The organism is Thermostichus sp. MS-CIW-34 (assembly GCF_054060435.1).
Map to the genome: position 1 here is coordinate 1 of NZ_JBSSDE010000014.1, position 17,786 is coordinate 17,786.

Below are 17,786 nucleotides of genomic sequence, written 5' to 3' on the forward strand. Positions count from 1 at the left end.
CCTACGCAATCCTATCGCAGTGGGAAGCAGTTCAAGTGTGGGCACTGTGGATGGGAAGGGGATGCGGACTGGAATGGGGCCAACATGATTGCCAAACTTGGGGCTGCCGTAAACCAGCCTAGAGGCCCGTGGTTGGCTTGCCAACTGCAGGGCTACCGAAACCCGCCCTGTACTGCGAAGCAGTCAGGGCCGGGTAGTTTACTTTGGGGTAGCGAGCGCAGCAGAACTCGGATCCGCACTGGTGGCGGTACTGGCTGAAGCGGAACTCACAAAGGGCTTCCTTGAGTCCAGATTGAGAGTCCCCTTGGGTCCAGAGTCAACATAAAAGGCAGGTTAGTGGCAGCGGCCATCTGCAAATGAACCTGTGGCGGCATCTGGCCCAGACTTTATCGCTGCACACTTCCCCAACGGGCAAACCCAGACAGACATAGTATCAACAGAAATAGGCAGGGATCGCCGGGATCTCTGCCCATCTCAACCCCGAAATTGGATCTCTTCTCGGCTTTCCTCAAGCCTCTTCAAGACTCCTGCGCCAGGCGAGCGTAAAACAAGCCTTGAACGCGAACAGTGTGGGGTTCCATCGCCCCTTGCTCGGTGCTGGAAGGCTGAATGCTAACAAAGGATCCCGCCATTTCGCCAGTGCTGGCATCCACGCGAGCGATCCGCAGCGACATTTTCCCCTGGGAAACCTCGTCCACCTTGCGGTTGGTGGCAAAATCATCTTTGGCAGCCTGTAGACCTACCGCAGTGTCGTAGCCGGTGTTGGATCCCCGCCCGCGCGGGTCGAGGAAGGTGCTGCTGTGATAGCCGGGCACCAAGAACTCCCCTTCAAAATCGGTCGAAGGGTCAATGGCCGAGCCCTGGGCAGTGGCGACCAAGTCTTTCACGCTAAACAGAAACGGCACCAGCTCGCGGCGGGGCATTTGGCCGGTGGTCGGCTGAGAGGTGATCCCATCCACCACTTTGAGCTCCAGCGCACCGTCTTTGGGAGTCACCTCAGCTTTAATCGGCCCCAGAGTGGCCGCTGAGATCATGATGTTTTTGGCCTTGATGAACTCTTTCTCGCCGTTCCGCTTTTCTTCTTCCACCTCAATTTGCACCGGCTGGAAGCAGACATCCGTCAGCTTCAGGGATCCCCCCCTAGGCACTTCGATACGGCCCCGGGCGTTGTCCGAGACCGAAGGGCAAATGGCGGCCTTGCCGGTGTTGCGGATCTGGTCATAGGTCAGCGGCGCCTTGGCAGCCTTAGCCGGAACAGCAAAGACGCTCAAACAAAGCGCCAACAGGATGGCGAGCAGTGGACGGTACCGCATAATCAACCTCGAAAAACCTTTTTTGAATCTGAACGCTGCTGGGGGAAATAAGCCCGAATGCCCCCATTGTACGCAATCGTGATCCCCCTCAGAGGAAGTGCCTCAAAATTAGCCACCCACCAACAGGGATCCCAGCCAGCGTTCCCGAATCTGGGTGATCAACTCGCGGATAGGCTGTTGGTTGACACGGTAGCTGATGGGATGGGCAATCAGGCGAGCTGTACTCTCGAATAGGCAGTCTCGCTCAATCAGGCCGTTTTCCCTCAGGGTGCGCCCTGTGGCTACCAAGTCGACGATGGCATCGGCCATGCCGGTGAGGGGGGCCAACTCCACCGAACCATAGAGAGAGATAAGCTCCACCGGCAAATCCAGGCGGTCAAAATACTCCCGGGCGCAGCCGACAAACTTAGAAGCCACGCGGGCATGAGCAGGCAACTGAGCTGCCGAGTGGTAGGGGCTATCTTGGGGAAGGGCCACCGACATGCGACAGTGGCCAAATTGGAGATCCAACAGGTGGGCCACCCGCGCTGCGGTGCCGGCATAGCGCTCCCGCAAGACGTCGTAGCCGACAATGCCCAACTGCGCCTGCCCGTACTCCACGTACACCGGCACATCGTGAGTGCGCACCAGCAGCGCTTCGTAGCGTTGTCCGTTCAGCCGGGTGGGGGATTCAATCCGCAGCAGGCGATTGCCGGGATCCAAAAAACGGCTGAAATCGATCCCCACCTGCTGCAGGCATTGAATGGCCTCAGGCAGCAAGGCCCCCTTGGCCAGGGCAATCGTGATGGGTGGGCTGTCGGGACGGCCATCCAGCATCTTTTTCAGGATCTACTACATTTGTCTGATACATCCGTCTGAATCTTGGGCCAGGAGCAATCAATGTAAGAATGCTGGGATCCCCGTCTGCCGGGTGGAACTCTCAGGAGAGACGGGGCAAAACGAGGGGCTCAGGGGAAACCCTTGGCGAAATGCCCAGAGGCGGGCGGGTTCTCCCAGAAGAGCAGACCCCCTCGATTGTAGGGGATCGGAATCCCAGCAGCGATTCCCCAGCCTCTTGAAAGCCCCGCCGGTTCTCTGGAATGCCGATCCTGGGATGATAAAGTCAGAGCACGGTTAGCCCGGAGGAGTGACGACGGCATGAAAGCCATGATCCTGGCAGCAGGCAAAGGCACGCGGGTACGGCCCATCACCTACATGATGCCGAAGCCGATGATCCCCATTTTGCACAAGCCTGTCATGGAATTTTTGGTGGAGCTGCTGCGGGAACACGGCTTCGACCAGATCATGGTCAACACCAGCCACTTGGCCCACCAAATCGAAGACTACTTTCGAGATGGGCAGCAATGGGGGGTTCACATCGGCTTTTCCTTCGAAGGCCATTTTGAGAACGGCCAGCCGGTGGCCGAACCTCTGGGCTCCGCTGGCGGTATGCGCAAGATCCAGGATTTCTCCGGATTTTTCGACAGTACCTTTGTGGTGCTCTGTGGGGATGCCCTGATCGACCTGAACCTCACGCAGATCGTCAACTTCCACAAAGCCAAGGGGGCGCTGGCCACCGTGGTGTTGCGGGAGGTGGATCCCAGCCAGGTCTCCAGCTACGGAGTGGTGGTAACCGATGAGACGGGTCGCATCACTGCCTTCCAAGAAAAGCCCAGGCGGGAAGAGGCCCTCGGCCACACCATCAACACCGGCATCTACGTTTTCGAGCCGGAAGTGTTCGACTACATTCCCCCTGGCTGCCCCTACGACATCGGCAGCGATCTCTTCCCGGCCTTGGTGAAAGCGGGTGCCCCCTTTTATGGGATCACGGCTGACTTTCAGTGGGTGGACATTGGCCGCACCCACGACTACTGGCTGGCGGTGCAAAAAGTGCTGCGCGGCGAGATCAAGGGAGTCAAGGTGCCTGGGATCCAGATTCAACCCGGCGTATGGACGGGGATCAACATCCGCGCCAACTGGGATCGCATCCACATCGAGCCACCGGTCTACATCGGGGCCAGCAGCTATTTGGCGGACGGGGTCAAACTCATCGGCCCCACGGCAATTGGCTACGGATGTGTGTTGAATGAAGGGTGTACGCTGGATGGCAGCTTGATTTTTAACTACACCCAGATTGCGGCAGGCGTGACCCTACGCCACCAGATGGTGATGGGTCGCTACTGCATTTCCTCGGATGGCAATGCCATCGACACCGAAGAGTCCAACCTCACGTGGCTGATCGGAGATGCCCGCAGCAATGCCAACGGCAAATCCCCATAGCGCCCTCTACCTCTACGGGATCGTCGCTGCCCCTGGCCCGCGTCATCTGAGTGTGGTGGGGCTGGACAAGCAGCCGGTGCAGGTTCATGGGCTGGGATCCCTGGCCTTCTTGTACTCCCAGGCTCGACAGGAGCGCTACCTGGCCAGCCGGGCCAACTTGCTCGCCCATGAGGCCGTGCTGGAAAAAGTGATGAACGAGGGACACCGGGCTCTGCTGCCTCTGCAATTTGGCCTGGTGGTGAGCGGCTGGGAGCAGGTGGAACGGGACTTGGTGCAGCCCCGCTTGGCGGATCTGCTGGCTCTGCTGGAGCGCCTGGAGGGCAAGCGGGAGGTGGGAGTCAAAGTCTTCTGGGATCCCGAGCAGGAGCTCAAGCTGGGGCTAGAGGAAAACCCTGCCCTCAAAGCTCGGCGGGACGAAATGGCCGGCGCTCCTTTGGGATTGGACGCGGTAGTTGAGATCGGACGGGCTCTAGAGCAACTCTTGGAGCAGCGGCGTCAGCGCATTGCCCAGACCTTTACAGCAGCCCTCAGCCCCTTGGCCAGCGACCGCGTAGAAGGAGATCTGCTCACCGAAAACATGGCCTACAACGGCTCGTTTTTGATCAATTGGGAAGATGAGCCGGTTTTTGCCCAAAAAGTAGAGGAGCTAGACCAGACCTTCCAGGGGCGGCTGCGCATTCGCTACAACAACTTCACCGCTCCCTACAATTTCGTCAAACTTTGACACACTCAGCTGTATTGGGTCACTTCTCTACAAAAGACAAGAGGAGACCGCTCGGCTGAATGGTCGAAGGCAGGGATCCTTTTGGAAATCTGCTCAGGTATTGTGGGGATAGGCACTGCAGTCTGTAAGCCGAGGGAGACGGTATGGGGTTGCTTATTTTTATCTTGTTTTTAGCTCTGGCTGCCGGGATCTTGGCTCTAGCCCTTTACCACGAAAAGAAACGTCGAGAAGCTCTGGAGCGGGTAGCTGCACAGCTAGGAATGCGCTTTTCTGCCCAATTGCCGGAAGAGATCCGATCCCGCCTGGTTCAAGCCGGCTTTGGGCTGTTTGAGCAAGGCCATGGGCGACGTTTCTATAATTCGATGTCCAAGCGGCTGATCGATGGCACTGAGATTACCGTTTTTGATTACCAATACACCCGCGGCAGGGGCAAGAGTTCCAGCACTTATCGCCAGTCCGTCTTCTACGCCTATCACGAGGATCTTCATCTGCCCCGTTTTCGGCTGCACCCCGAAAATGCCTTTTTCCATGGCATCGCCAAAGCTTTTGGCATGCAAGATATCAACTTCGAGAGCCACCCTAAGTTTTCTCGGAGCTATCTCTTGCGAGGACAGGATGAAGCTCAAGTTCGGCTACGTTTTCATCCCGGCGTCCTCAGTTTTTTGGAGCAATATCCCAACTATTGTGCCGAAGGGGCCGGCGCCCACCTCATTCTCTGGCAGAATGACCGACAGGTGAGTCCCGAAGAGATAGCAAAATGGATGCGCTTGGGGGAAGAGTTGACTCAACGGCTGCGGCGTAGGTAGCAGCAGAGCCTACGGCCCGCTGCCGCAAGCAGCTAACCTCAGCCTAAACCTCACCCCAAGAGGGTGCGCTGCAATCTCAAGAACCTGATACATTCACGCTGAACTCTCCTGAACATGGTTCAGGAAAGAAGCGATCGCATCCTGCCTATCTCTGAGCAGGAAGGCGGTATCCCGCAAAGCCCTGAGGAATACCCCCCGAGCGCTTTCCCCCTTCACTTCCCGGCAACCGTTGCGGTGGACTCAAGGATCAGGGGGAAACTTGGTTTACTATATCCCTCTCAATGACTTTTGCCAAACCGCCTAAAGCTCAGTAAATTCAGCAAAGTTCAGGGTTTTGGGGGTTAGAGGCATGCTCTCTACTGAGCGCCGAGGGCCGCCAACAAATCATCTGCCAACAACACCGCCGTATAGACCAAAGCCTGTCGTTGCTCAGGAGACAAATCGCCGACGGGAGTCTGGGGATTGCTCACGATACCCTGCAGTACTCTGCTGGCTATGTATTCCCGCTTGGAAACCCCTGGGCTGGAGATGGTGGGGTTATCCAGAGAGAACTTCTGATGGTGCTCGAAGGGGAAGGCGTATTCGGGGGCAACCGGCATCGCTCGACTCCAGATGGATCTCTACACTCTGCTTTGCCTATTTTCCCATCCTCTCTCGCTGGGGATTTTAAAAAAGCGGTGCCTCAAAAAAGACATAACGGGTTATCGTAATCAGAGAGATCCCTATGTGGGGGAAGGATCTGGGCTGCTCTCCCTTGGGAACAGTGGACATGCATTTGAGGGATTCTTTTCGACGCACCAAAATTGTTGCCACCATCGGCCCTGCCAGCTCAAATCCAGCCATTCTCAGGGAGATGATCCTGCAAGGGGCAACCACCCTTCGCCTGAACTTTTCCCATGGGGATCACGAGCTACACCGCCGCAGCATTCGCCTGATCCGCCAAACTTCGATGGATCTGGGCATCCAGGTCGCCATTTTGCAAGACCTGCAGGGGCCCAAAATCCGCCTGGGCAAGTTCGCCGAAGGCTCGATCACCCTCAAGGCAGGGGATCCCTTTGTGTTGACCAGCAAACCTGTCTTGGGATCCCAAGAGCGCAGCTGGGTCACCTACGACAAGCTGGCCCAAGAAGTGCCCGAAGGAGCGACGATCCTCATCGACGACGGTCGAGTGGAGATGCGGGTGGAAGCCGTGGATCCGGAAGCGGGCGAACTCTTCTGCCGCACCATTGTCGGGGGTACCCTCTCCAACAACAAAGGGGTCAATTTCCCCGGTGTGCGCCTGAGCATCCGCGCCGTGACTCCAAAAGACAAAGAAGATCTCTACTTCGGCCTCAACCAAGGGGTGGATTGGGTGGCCCTCAGCTTTGTGCGGGATCCCTCTGATGTGCTGGAGCTGCGGGAGCTCATTGCCTCAGCCAAACGGCCTTCTTCCGGCTCAGCCGACAAGCGGGTACCCATCATCGTCAAGATCGAGAAACACGAGGCCATTGAACAGCTGCCCCAGATTTTGGCCCTCAGCGACGGTGTGATGGTGGCGCGGGGAGATCTGGGGGTAGAGCTGCCTGCGGAAGAGGTGCCGATCCTGCAGAAGCGGGTGATCGCCCTGGCCAACTCCCTGGGGATCCCGGTGATTACGGCCACCCAAATGCTGGACAGCATGGTGCACAGCCCCCGACCCACCCGTGCCGAGATCTCCGATGTGGCCAACGCCATTTTGGATGGCACCGATGCCGTTATGCTCTCCAACGAGACGGCTGTGGGCAAATACCCTGTCGAGGCCGTTGCCACCATGGCCCGCATTGCCGTGCGCACCGAGCGCGATTACTTTGACCTGACCTCCGCCGACCGACGACAACGCCTTCGCACCCTTGCCATGCAGGAGCTGAGCCAAAACAACGGCAACAGTCCTGCCGGGATGCGGCCCAAAACCCTGATCACCGACTCGATTAGCCGCGCCGTGGGGGAGATCGCCCAGGAGTTGGATGCCGTAGCCGTGATGACCCTGACCAAAACGGGGGCTACCGCTCGCAATGTCTCCAAGTTTCGTCCCCGCACTCCCATCCTGGCCGTAACCCCCCATGTGGAGGTGGCACGGCGGCTGCAGTTGGTTTGGGGGGTACATCCGCTGTTGGTTATGGATTTGGCCACCACCCGCCAGACCTTTCAAGCGGCCATCAGCTTGGCTCAGGAAGATGGCTTGCTCAAGGATGGCGACTTGGTGGTGCTCAGTGCAGGAACCCTGCCAGGCGTTGCGGGATCCACCGATCTGATCAAGGTGGATGTGGTGAAAGCGGTGGTGGCTCAAGGCAAAGGGTTTGGCAAGGGCATTGTCAGCGGCCCGGCCCGCATCTTGAGATCCAGCCTCGATGCCAGCAAAATCACCGCCGGGGACATTTTGGTTGCCCAATCCACCGACGCCAACTATGTGGAGGCGATCAAACAGGCAGCCGGCGTGATTACCGAAGAAGAGGGAGCCTCCTCTCATGCAGCAGTCATTGGCCTGCGGCTGGGGGTGCCGGTGCTGGTGGGGGTCAAGGATGCTACCCGCTTAATCCGGGATGGATCTATCGTCACTCTGAACCCAGAAAAAGGCATAGTGACCGCAGGAGCCGATGGCTTGGGCTTTTAAGCGGGCCTTAAGGTTGCCTGCAATACAAACTTGTATCTCTTGCTACGAAACGAGACCCAGTTCTATGATGGGGGTAGCGAGGCAAGATTTTCCCTGACCCTTCGGTGCGTCCCATCCATTCCACGTGTAGGTTAAGCTATGCCCACTTTACAAGCCACCCACTATGCGGTTGAGGCCATCCAGGAGGAAGCTCGTCGCCTCATTCAGCAGGGGGTCTTACGCCGCTCTGCAGCCATTGCCCACCTGCAACCCTTTTTCCCGCAGCGGGAGTGGCAGGCGATTGCCCAAGAGCTGGAGCTGCAAGACTACTGCCCCTCGGATCCCCTCTGCGATTTAATCGGCGACTGCGAGGAGTGGGGCGAAGACTAAGCCTCGATCTGCCGAGGATGGCAAGCGGTCGACGTTGGCAGACAGCCAATGCTTCTTTCTATTCCACCCGTTTTTTCCCTCTTGATCTGTCGGCGGTTAAGCTGGATGAACTATAGTCAGTAATCAAACATCCCTTTTCGCCGGGTTCGCATGGGTCAGACGGCTGTCATTGCCACCTCAGATGGAGGTCTCGACCTGAATAGCCTCGGTTTTGAGGTGCCAGGGTGGCTGCGTGCTCTGCTTTCCGGTGCCGAGGATCCCGGCGATGGGCTGCGGCCTTACACGGCTGAAGAAGCCAATCTGCTGCGCCGTGCCTTTGAGTTTTCTTACTGTTTGCATCAGGGCCAAAAACGCAAATCAGGGGATCCCTACATTGCCCATCCGGTAGCCGTGGCCACTCTCCTGCGGGAGCTGGGGGGAGATGCGGTGACAGTGGCAGCCGGCCTTTTGCACGATGTTATTGAGGATACAGAAGTTACCCCAGAAGCCCTGGAAGCTGAATTCGGCTCTGAAGTTCGCCTACTGGTAGAAGGAGTTACCAAACTCTCTAAGTTCAATTTCTCCAGCAAAACCGAGCAGCAAGCGGAAAATTTCCGCCGCATGTTTGTGGCCATGGCCAAAGACATTCGAGTCATCGTGGTCAAGCTGGCGGATCGCTTGCACAACATGCGCACCCTGCAGTATCTCTCCCCCAGCAAGCAACGGCAGATTGCAGCCGAAACAATGGAAATTTTCGCCCCTTTGGCCAACCGGCTGGGGATCTGGCACTTCAAATGGGAACTGGAAGACTTGGCTTTTAAGTATCTGGACTACGAGGCTTACCGGAAGATTCAGGAATTGGTCAACGCCAAGCGCGCCGAGCGAGAGGCCGAGATCCAAGCTTTTATCGAAGAGCTGCGGCAGAACCTTCTTCAAGCGGGGCTGGAACATTTCGAGATCAGCGGGCGGCCCAAACATTTGTACAGCATCTATCGCAAGATGCAGCAGCAGCGCAAAGAATTTCACGAGATTTACGATCTCTCAGCAGTTCGGGTAATCGTACATACCAACAGCGAGTGCTATCGGGTGCTGGCAGTCGTTCACAACTGCTTTCGCCCCATCCCTGGGCGTTTCAAAGACTACATTGGTCTGCCCAAGGCCAATCGTTACCAATCTTTGCATACGGCGGTGATTGGCCCGCAGGGAAGACCGGTGGAGGTGCAGATCCGCACCGAAGAGATGCACCGCGTGGCTGAGTACGGGATCGCCGCCCACTGGAAGTACAAGGAGGCCGGCAGCACCACCGTCAAGGCGGACGAGGAGCGCTTCACCTGGCTGCGGCAGCTCTTGGAGTGGCAAAACGACCTCAAAGACGACAAAGAGTATCTGGACACCCTTCGCGAGAATCTGTTTGAGAGCGAGGTTTACGTTTTCACGCCCAAGGGGGACTTGCTGGCCCTGCCCCAGGGATCCTGTCCGGTGGACTTCGCCTATCGCATCCACTCCGAAATTGGGGATCACTGTGCAGGAGCGCGGGTAAACAACAAGATCGTGCCCCTGGATACCCGCCTGCGCAACGGCGACATTGTGCAGATCATCACGCACAAAAATGCCCATCCCAGCCTGGACTGGATCAATTTCGTTGCCACCAGCTCTGCCCGCAATCGCATTCGCCAATGGTTTAAGCGCTCCAATCGCGAGCAAAACATCGCGCGGGGCCGGCATTTGCTGGAGCGGGAGCTGGGCAAAACGGGCTTTGATGCCCTGCTCAAATCAGAGCGGATGCAGAAGGTGGCCGAAAAGCTCAACTACGCCAGCGTAGAGGATTTGTTAGCCGCTCTGGGTTATGGTGAGACAACCCCCACGCTGGTGATCCATCGGCTGCAGGAGGTCAGCAGGCCGGCAGTATCTGCTCCCACAGAGGAGGAATCGCTTGAGGGATCCAAGCTGTTGTTGCCACGGGCTTCTGCGGCTCCCAGTTCTATCAAATCCCAATCTCCCATTCTGGGGGTGGAGGGTCTGAAACACCAGTTGGCCAAGTGTTGTAATCCGCTGCCGGGGGATCCGATCTTGGGCGTGGTCACCCGCTTTAAGGGTATTAGTATCCACCATCAGGACTGTCCACGGGTGGCTCAGGTTTCGGGGGAACGCCTGGTGCCAGTACGCTGGAACGAAGAGCAACTGCGGCAGAGCACCCAGATCTACCCGGTAGAACTGCATCTGGAGGTTATCGACCGCGTCGGGGTGCTGCGGGACATCCTTTCCCGCCTATCGGATCAAGGCATTAATGTTCGCAATGCTAAGGTACAAACTTTTGCCAACCGCACCGCCCTGATCGATCTCTGTATCGATGTACGTGATAAGAAACAGCTCACCCAGGTTCAAAGTCAACTGCGCCAGCTTTCTGACGTGATCGTGCTGCGCTCCCGCCATCACCAAAACGGATCCCGTCGACCCACAGCCGGCCCCTCGTAGGTACGGATTTTGATGCCCTTCCTTCGCGACCTGCTTCTGCGACAGCTTTACAGTCGCTTGCGGGTCCGCTTTAGGTCAGGCGCTGCCCCATCCTGACCTTCTTTGCCGCCTCCAGCAGCGCAGAGCGCTTTTCTGCCCTTCTTGTGTCTTGCTAAGGATCCCGTGTTGGCTCACAGGCGACCAGACAAGACCAACCAGCCTAGAGCGACGTCCCAGGCTTCCTTCGATAGCCTGTGGAAAACCTGGGGAAATCCAGCGAAGCCCGCCCAAGCTCCGATGGAGTTCCTGGCCATATCTAGGGGGAGGACTCACTACATTACGGGATCCTACACTGACTGTGTGTTAATTTTTATGAATTTGTCAGGAAATCACAACATTAGCCTGTGGAAAACCTGTGGAAAAACCTGAAAAATTTGTGGAAAACCTGTGGAAAAACCCCCCAAGTTATTAACAGGTATAAATACTCTGTGGAAAAGTGGCCAAGTTATCCACAGTTTTTCCACAGGTGGGGAATAAGCTCAAAAGCTCATGGCGCAAGGTGTTGACGATCACTTTCCACAGTTTCCACAGCCCCTACTACTACTAGATCAAAAAATTAAATTAGGCAGGGATCGAAATTTCAGATCTGTCCTACGCGCGAGGCAAATTTTCCAAAACTCGACCGCAAGGGAAGGGATCCAACCGGGGCAGTCGGTGTAGGATCTGCGTGTGCAGCCCTCAAGTGCCCCCCATGGTGCAAGCTCAACGTCCTGTGGATCGAGAACTCGAGGCCGAGTCATTTGCGGCAGTGTTGCGCAGCAGCAAGACTGCAGCTCCTCAGCGTGGGGAGGGATACCTTGACGGGGCCGTGGACTCGTCTCCGGAGGGTTTCAGCTTCACCTGCGAGCAAGCCGATCTCAGCCACCACCTCACTTCCGTTGGACGGGCTGTGGCCAGCCGCCCCGCCCTGCCCGTTTTGGCCAACGTGTTGGTAGAGGTCGATGCGGAAACTCAACGGGTTGCCCTCACTGCCTTTGACTTGAACTTGTGCATTCGCAGCGAGTTCGAGGCTCAGGTCAGGGGATCCGGTCGCACCACCCTGCCGGCCAAGCTGCTCAGCGACATCGTCAGCCGTCTGCCCAGCGGCCCAGTGACTCTTGACGCGAGCAGCCAAGCCAAGGAGAGTGCCCCTGTGATTCTCATGTCGGCAGCCGGCCAGTACCAAGTGCGCAGCATGTCGGCTGAAGAGTACCCCACCCTACCGGAAATACTGCTCCGCACCGCCGACGCAGATGGCGATTTTGTGGGGGAGGAAAGCCCAACAGCTCAGGCCCTGGAGCTGCCCATCGAGAGCCTGTTGCAAGGGATCGGCCAAACCCTTTTTGCGGCCTCTGGAGATGAGACCAAGCAGGTGCTCACAGGGGTGCATGTCAAGCTCTTGGCGGGGGATCCCCCTTGCCTGGAGTTTGCAGCCACCGATGGGCACCGTCTGGCGATGGTGCAGGTGGAGGCCGAAGGGATCCCGGTTGCTTCGGCCCATGGGGAAATAGGGTTGGATTTCACCATTCCCGCTCGCACTTTGCGAGAGGTGGAGCGCATCCTCGGCACCCAGACCGTCGCCTCTACGGTGGAGCTGAGGTTTGACCGATCCCAGGTGCAGTTTGTGCTGCCTCCTCGCGCCAGCAAAACGCAGTGCCAACAGCGGATCACCAGCCGCCTTTTGGAGGGCCAATATCCCGACTACAACCGCCTGATTCCCAGGCAATTTGAGCGGCAGATAACCCTGGAGCGTCGGCCTTTGATTGAGTCGCTGGAACGGGTGGGAGTACTTGCTGCCCAAAGAAACGACATCGTCAAGTTCAATCTTTCTGCCGCAACCCAAACCCTGCGCATCAGCACCGAGGCGCCCGATGTGGGCAGTGGCGAGGAATCGTTGCCAGTGCAGATGTCTGGTCCTGACCTGGAGCTGGCCTTCAATGTGCGTTACCTGCTGGATGCCCTCAGGGTGTTTCATACGCAGCAGGTGAGCCTGGAGCTAAACGGCGCCACGCAGCCGGCCATCTGGAAGCCCCTTGGGGCAATGCGGCTCTGTTATTTGGTTATGCCGGTGCAGCTACGGGCTACCTAGTCTTAGGAGAGCTCCACCCAGCTCTAGTCCAAAACTCTCAAGGTCATCTCAGTACAAATCTACAGTTGTTTGCATTGCCCCCTCTCCCAGAGGGAAAGGAGCCAGGGATGGTCGCGGAAGCGGCGCCGAGCGTTCAGGGAGCATGCCTCTAACCCCCAAAACCCTGAACTTTGCTGAATTTACTGAGCTTTAGGCGGTTTGGCAAAAGTCATTGAGAGGGATATAGTAGACCAAGTTTCCCCCTGATCCTTGAGTCCACCGCAACGGTTGCCGGGAAGTGAAGGGGGAAAGCGCTCGGGGGGTATTCCTCAGGGCTTTGCGGGATACCGCCTTCCTGTTTGGACTCCGTCCCGCTGACGCGAACAGAGATAGGCAGGATGCGATCGCTTCTTTCCTGAACCATGTTCAGGAGAGTTCAGCGTGAATGTATCAGTGTCCTAATCTAGCTTGAAATGACCGTGTTTTAGGTGGGGCTACTGTGTTTGAGTCGATCCAGCTCAAACAAAGCGGTGGGTAAACTCCTGCACCAAGTCCACACGTCCTTTGCGCAAAACCGCTCCCACGAGAGCAAGACCATGGCGGCCCAGCACTGTGGCCTCAGAAAGAGGGTAGGGCATGTATGTTAGCTTGCGTCCCTGGCCCAGAGACAATAGCCCCACCATTTTCTGGCGCCGGCCTCGAGGCCGCAAGATCCTGCTAGGAAAGCGTATCCAAGTTAAGTAGAGGGGGCTTCCAAATCGTTGCTGCCAGCTGCAGAGCTGGAATTGCCTTCCAGGGCTGCTTGGGCGTTGCGGCGCAGGCGGTGGGCCTTGAGCCGGCGCAGGGCAGAGGCCGGAAACTTGTGGTCGAATTCCCGATCATCGATCCGGGCCAGCTCCTGGAGATCGGGGGCAACGTTCCAAGGGTAAGGCTGAAAATCCGGGATCCCACTGGGTTGGGCAAAGCGTTGGTTCCAAGGGCAGACCTCCTGGCAGATGTCACAGCCGGCCACCCAGTTGTGCAGGTTCTGGGCAATCTTGGCAGGGATCCGCTCAGCGTGGCTTTCTAGAGTGTGGTAGGCAACGCAGCGGCGGGAATCCACCACCCCTGGGCTGACGATGGCCTGCGTGGGGCAAGCCTCTAGGCAGCGGGTACAGGTGCCGCAGTGAGCGGTGTGGGGCTGGTCAGGGAGCAACGGCAGGGTGGTCAGGATCACTCCCAGAAACACCCAGGAGCCGTACTCGCGGGTGAGCAACAGGCTGTTTTTGCCGATCCAACCCAAGCCCGCCTGCATGGCCCAGGGCTTTTCCGCCACCGGGCCGGTATCCACGTAGAATCGACCCGTATGATTTGGGAACTGGGCTTGCATCCAGAGGTGGAGTTGTTTGAGCCGCCGTCCCAACACGCGGTGATAATCTCGACCCCAAGCGTAGCGGGAGATCTTGCCCTTGCCGGGATCCTGGCTGTGGCGGATGGGGGTGTAGTAATTCAAAGCCACACAGACCAACGACTGCACCCCCGGCAGCACCTGCTTTGGATCCATTCGCCGGGGATCGGCCATCCAGGCCATGTCGGCGGCCATGCCCGCAGCCAGCCAAGCTTGCAGACCCCGCAAGTCGGGGGGATCCTCTATGCTGGCAATGCCGACTTTGTCAAAACCCAGGGCCAGGGCCTGTCGTTTCACCTGCGCAGTGGCTCTGGACCAGTCGACCTCTGAACCCGCAGGGATCCCTGCCATGGCTATGCCGGCAAACCCATCACGCGGCGGTAGCGGGCCTCCAGCTGTGCCACCTGCTGGGAGCGGCGGGAGGGATCCCAGGTGCTGTGGGCAAACAGATCCTGCCGCAGCTTGGCCACATCCACCGTCGTCACGGCTCCGCTGGACACCACCTGTTTTCCTCGCACCCAAACGCTATGCACTGCCTGGGTGGGCCGACCCAACACCAGCAGCCCAATGGGATCGGTACGGGGCAACAGCGACAGTTGGGTGAGATCGTACAGCACCAGATCCGCTTGCTTGCCCACTTCCAGGGATCCCAGCTCCTCCCCTAGCCCCAGGCCAATGGCCCCACCGCGGGAGGCCATCTCCACACTCTCGCGGGGCGAGATCCAGTGGCGGTAGTCGGGATCGGTGATGTTGTGCAGGATGGTGCCGATTTTGATGGCCTCCAGGAGATCCTGGGAATCGTTGCTGGCGGATCCATCGCAGCCAAAGGCCACGTTCACCCCTGCCCGGCGATAGTTCAAAATGGGGGCAATGCCGCTGCCCAGGCGCAGGTTGCTCAGGGGGTTGTGAACAACGGTAGAGCCGGTGCGGGCCAAGATCTCGATATCGGCATCGCTGAGCCAGACGCAGTGGGCCAAGGAAGTTTTCCGGTCTAGGTAGCCCAAGCGCTCCAGATGCTCCACAGCACTACAGCCGTACTTTTCCTGGGCCAACATCTGCTGGGCGCGGGTTTCCAACAGGTGGGCGTGGCGGGGTAGGTCATACTTCTGGCTTAACTCCGCACAGCCCTTGAACAGCTCGTCTGAGCACAGTTGGATCCCTGTGGGAGCCACCATGAGGGTAATGCCCTCTTCTGGCCGGTGAAAGCGCTGCACCGCCTCTTCCACAATGGCCAGCACCTCTGCTGTGGAGAGGGGATAGGTTTCCGGCTCCCGATCCCAAGAGGAGCTGCTGGGCAACCCCCGAGAGAGAGCCTGATCCTGGATCAAGGGGCCCACGAAGGCGCGGATCCCGACTTCTCGGTAGGCCCGTACCGCCGCCTCAATGGTGGCCAACTCTTGGCCTGGGATCAACACCAGATGATCCACCACCGAGGTGCCCCCCGTCAGCAGGGTTTCCACCGCCGTCCCCAGCGCGCTGAGATAGATTTTTTCCGGATCCGGCGGCGCATACTCGTGCAGTTGTGCCAGCCACAGCTCCAGCGGATAGGGCGGTATGATCCCTCGCTGCCACATTTCGGAAGAATGGGTGTGGGCATTGACAAAGCCCGGCAGCAAGAGTTGGTTACTGGCATCCAGTTCCAGGCTGTCTGCGCCCGTTGCGGGTAATCCTCTGCCTATGGCAGCAATCCGTTCCCCCTCGATTCGCACATCTGCGGTTTCGTAGCCGGTGGCGGTGGGAATTAACGCATTGCGCAAGATAAAACTCATGCCCGGGATCCAAAAAGGCCGTCTGCTACCTTAGCGTGCTGGAGTTAACCCTGCCAAGGCGGGAGGATCAGAACATTTGCATGCATAACCTAGCCTTTCCCCCAAGGGATACCCAAGCGTAGTGGTTATAGAACTGCCGACATAGAGGTGCCCACACTCTCCATAACCCAGTTTCAACGCCTCTGCACCGCCGACATGGCCCTACAGCTCAGCCTTGACCGGCTATTTCTTTTTCTTGGCGGAGCCTTTTTTGGCCGGCTTGCTCTCGGCAGCAGGGGCCGGTTCTGGGGCAGGTTCTTCAGGAGGAGCGGGTGGAGTCTCTTCCACTTTGGGGGCCTCTGCCGGCTTGAGACCGGCTTGAGCGGCAACCTCAGCAGCAAAATCCACTTCTTCTTTCTCGATCCCCTCTCCCAGGACAAAGCGCACAAACCGCCGCACCCGAATGTTTTCCCCCAGTTTGGCAATGTGCTGCTTGACCAATTCCTCCACCGTGATCGAGGAATCTTTAATAAAGGGTTGATCCAACAGGGATAACTCTTTCAGGCGCTTTTCGATGCGACCTTGCACGATCTTCTCGCGTATGTTCTCCGGCTTATTGGCCAGATCTTCTTTGCCCATTTCAATGGCTTTTTCCCGCTCCACCACTTCAGCAGGGATCTGGTCAACGCTGACGTATTCTACGTTTTGGCAGGCGGCAATCTGCTTGGCGATGTCTTGCACCAGTTTCTTAAAATCTTCGCTGCGGGCCACGAAGTCCGTCTCGCAGTTCACCTCTACCAACACCCCAATTCGATTGCCGAAGTGGATGTAGCTGTCAACCGCCCCCTCTGCCGCGACGCGACTGGCCTTTTTGGCTGCCCCTGCCAACCCTTTCTGTCGCAGCCAGGTGATGGCTTTCTCCATATCGCCACCGGAATCTTCCAGGGCTTTTTTGCAGTCCATCATGCCTGCGCCCGTCTTTTCGCGCAGCTCTTTGACCAGTTTGGCATCAATGCTCATGAGGGCTCCTCGAATGAAAGAACGGGAAGAATGTGGCGGGATATGAGTGAGAATGAGCGGGCTTCGGTAGAATTGTAAACCTAGATTTCAAGAATACACGCCTCTGGATAGGGAACAGGCAGGGAAGTGCCCGGATTGCACGGGATCCCTGCCCTCGGTCTAGCCTTCCTCGGCTTCTCCTTCTTCTTCGTCCTCCATATCCTCCAGCATGTCGTCGTCCAGATCCATGGCCCCTTCGTAGTCGTACTCATCCTCTTCAACGGTGTCGAGCTGCCCATGCCGCCCTTCGTAGATGGCATCCGCCAGCTTGCCTACAATCAGCTTAATCGCTCGAATGGCATCGTCGTTAGAGGGAATGAAGATATCGCTGAGATCGGGGTCGCAGTTGGTGTCCAGCAGTGAGATGATCGGGATGTTCAGCTTGATACATTCCTGAACGGCGTTGGCCTCCCGCCGCTGATCGACGATGATCACCGCATCGGGGAGCTTGCGCATCGTTTTAATGCCGCCCAAGTACTTTTCCAGCCTGGCCAACTCTCGCCGCAGACGGCTGGCCTCTTGTTTGGGCAGGCGATCCAGAAGACCGCTGCTCTCCATCTCCTCAATTTCTTTGAGGCGGTCGATGCGGGTTTTGATGGTGGCCCAGTTGGTGAGCATACCCCCCAACCAGCGCTGGTTGACATAGTAGCTGCGACAGCGACGAGCCTCTTGAGCGATGATCCCGGCAGCTTGCCGTTTGGTGCCCACAAACAGGAAGCGCCAACCCCTGTCAGCAGCATCCCGCACATACTCGTAGGCTTCGTTCAGATAGCGGGCCGTCTGCACCAAATCGATAATGTGGATGCCGTTCCGCTCGGTAAAGATGTAGGGCCGCATTTTCGGGTTCCAGCGGCTGGCCTTGTGGCCGAAGTGAACCCCTGCCTCCAACAGTTGAGGCAAACTGACTACGCTCATGAGTTTTTCCTCTCCTACGGGTTAGCCTACGCCCGAA

At 57.8% G+C, this 17,786-nt stretch carries 14 protein-coding genes and 1 pseudogene; 8 read left to right on the forward strand and 7 right to left on the reverse strand.

The annotated features are described in order from the left end of the window. Positions 1–258 (forward strand): annotated as a pseudogene (locus tag ACVWYY_RS06630) (hypothetical protein); the annotation flags it as partial. Positions 259–518: 260 nt separating this feature from the next. On the opposite strand, the gene ACVWYY_RS06635 reads toward ACVWYY_RS06630, so the two are convergent. After that, complete coding sequence (locus tag ACVWYY_RS06635) at positions 519–1,313, reverse strand: photosystem II manganese-stabilizing polypeptide (protein ID WP_457403507.1); 795 nt, start codon at positions 1,311–1,313, stop codon at positions 519–521. 108 nt (positions 1,314–1,421) lie between these two features. Next, on the reverse strand, positions 1,422–2,129 hold the full coding sequence (gene hisG, locus ACVWYY_RS06640; protein WP_414416279.1) for an ATP phosphoribosyltransferase: 708 nt from the start codon (positions 2,127–2,129) through the stop codon (positions 1,422–1,424). A gap of 321 nt (positions 2,130–2,450) precedes the next feature. On the opposite strand from hisG, the gene ACVWYY_RS06645 reads away from it, so the two are divergent. The 3 genes from ACVWYY_RS06645 to ACVWYY_RS06655 all read left to right on the forward strand — a co-directional run bounded on the left by ACVWYY_RS06645 (position 2,451) and on the right by ACVWYY_RS06655 (position 5,102). Then, the gene (locus ACVWYY_RS06645; RefSeq protein WP_457403506.1) at positions 2,451–3,572 is read left to right on the forward strand and encodes a sugar phosphate nucleotidyltransferase; all 1,122 of its coding nucleotides are present in this window, start codon (positions 2,451–2,453) and stop codon (positions 3,570–3,572) included. Further along, positions 3,550–4,296 carry a GvpL/GvpF family gas vesicle protein gene (locus ACVWYY_RS06650; protein WP_011433160.1) on the forward strand — a complete coding sequence of 249 codons (747 nt, stop codon included), beginning with the start codon at positions 3,550–3,552 and terminating at the stop codon, positions 4,294–4,296. The genes ACVWYY_RS06645 and ACVWYY_RS06650 overlap by 23 nt, the downstream gene beginning before the upstream one ends. A gap of 143 nt (positions 4,297–4,439) precedes the next feature. After that, positions 4,440–5,102 (forward strand): hypothetical protein, encoded by a 663-nt coding sequence (locus ACVWYY_RS06655; RefSeq protein ID WP_457403505.1) that lies wholly within the window; start codon positions 4,440–4,442, stop codon positions 5,100–5,102. Between the two features lie 356 nt (positions 5,103–5,458). Here ACVWYY_RS06655 and ACVWYY_RS06660 read toward each other — a convergent pair whose 3' ends face one another. Continuing rightward, complete coding sequence (locus ACVWYY_RS06660) at positions 5,459–5,701, reverse strand: hypothetical protein (RefSeq protein WP_414351871.1); 243 nt, start codon at positions 5,699–5,701, stop codon at positions 5,459–5,461. 170 nt (positions 5,702–5,871) lie between these two features. Here ACVWYY_RS06660 and pyk point away from each other — a divergent pair, with 170 nt between their 5' ends. From pyk to dnaN, 4 genes are all read left to right on the forward strand, one after another. Then, the gene (gene pyk / locus ACVWYY_RS06665) at positions 5,872–7,731 is read left to right on the forward strand and encodes a pyruvate kinase (protein ID WP_457403504.1); all 1,860 of its coding nucleotides are present in this window, start codon (positions 5,872–5,874) and stop codon (positions 7,729–7,731) included. A gap of 138 nt (positions 7,732–7,869) precedes the next feature. After that, a complete protein-coding gene (locus tag ACVWYY_RS06670; RefSeq protein WP_011433156.1) occupies positions 7,870–8,100 on the forward strand; it encodes a DUF4327 family protein in 231 nt (76 codons plus the stop codon). A 150-nt stretch (positions 8,101–8,250) separates the two neighbouring features. Beyond that, positions 8,251–10,554, forward strand: coding sequence for a RelA/SpoT family protein (locus ACVWYY_RS06675; RefSeq protein WP_457403502.1), 2,304 nt, complete (start codon positions 8,251–8,253; stop codon positions 10,552–10,554). Positions 10,555–11,284: 730 nt separating this feature from the next. Next, positions 11,285–12,661 (forward strand): DNA polymerase III subunit beta, encoded by a 1,377-nt coding sequence (gene dnaN, locus ACVWYY_RS06680; protein WP_457403500.1) that lies wholly within the window; start codon positions 11,285–11,287, stop codon positions 12,659–12,661. A 715-nt stretch (positions 12,662–13,376) separates the two neighbouring features. Here dnaN and queG read toward each other — a convergent pair. The 4 genes from queG to rpsB form a co-directional block, all read right to left on the reverse strand. Next, positions 13,377–14,378 carry a tRNA epoxyqueuosine(34) reductase QueG gene (gene queG / locus ACVWYY_RS06685; RefSeq protein WP_457403497.1) on the reverse strand — a complete coding sequence of 334 codons (1,002 nt, stop codon included), beginning with the start codon at positions 14,376–14,378 and terminating at the stop codon, positions 13,377–13,379. 2 nt (positions 14,379–14,380) lie between these two features. After that, complete coding sequence (locus ACVWYY_RS06690) at positions 14,381–15,796, reverse strand: amidohydrolase (protein WP_457439967.1); 1,416 nt, start codon at positions 15,794–15,796, stop codon at positions 14,381–14,383. 222 nt (positions 15,797–16,018) lie between these two features. Further along, positions 16,019–16,810, reverse strand: coding sequence for a translation elongation factor Ts (tsf, locus tag ACVWYY_RS06695; RefSeq protein ID WP_457384367.1), 792 nt, complete (start codon positions 16,808–16,810; stop codon positions 16,019–16,021). Positions 16,811–16,954: 144 nt separating this feature from the next. After that, entirely contained in the window at positions 16,955–17,749 is a 795-nt protein-coding gene (rpsB, locus tag ACVWYY_RS06700) for a 30S ribosomal protein S2 (RefSeq protein WP_457439970.1), read from the reverse strand. Between the last annotated feature and the right edge of the window lie 37 nt (positions 17,750–17,786).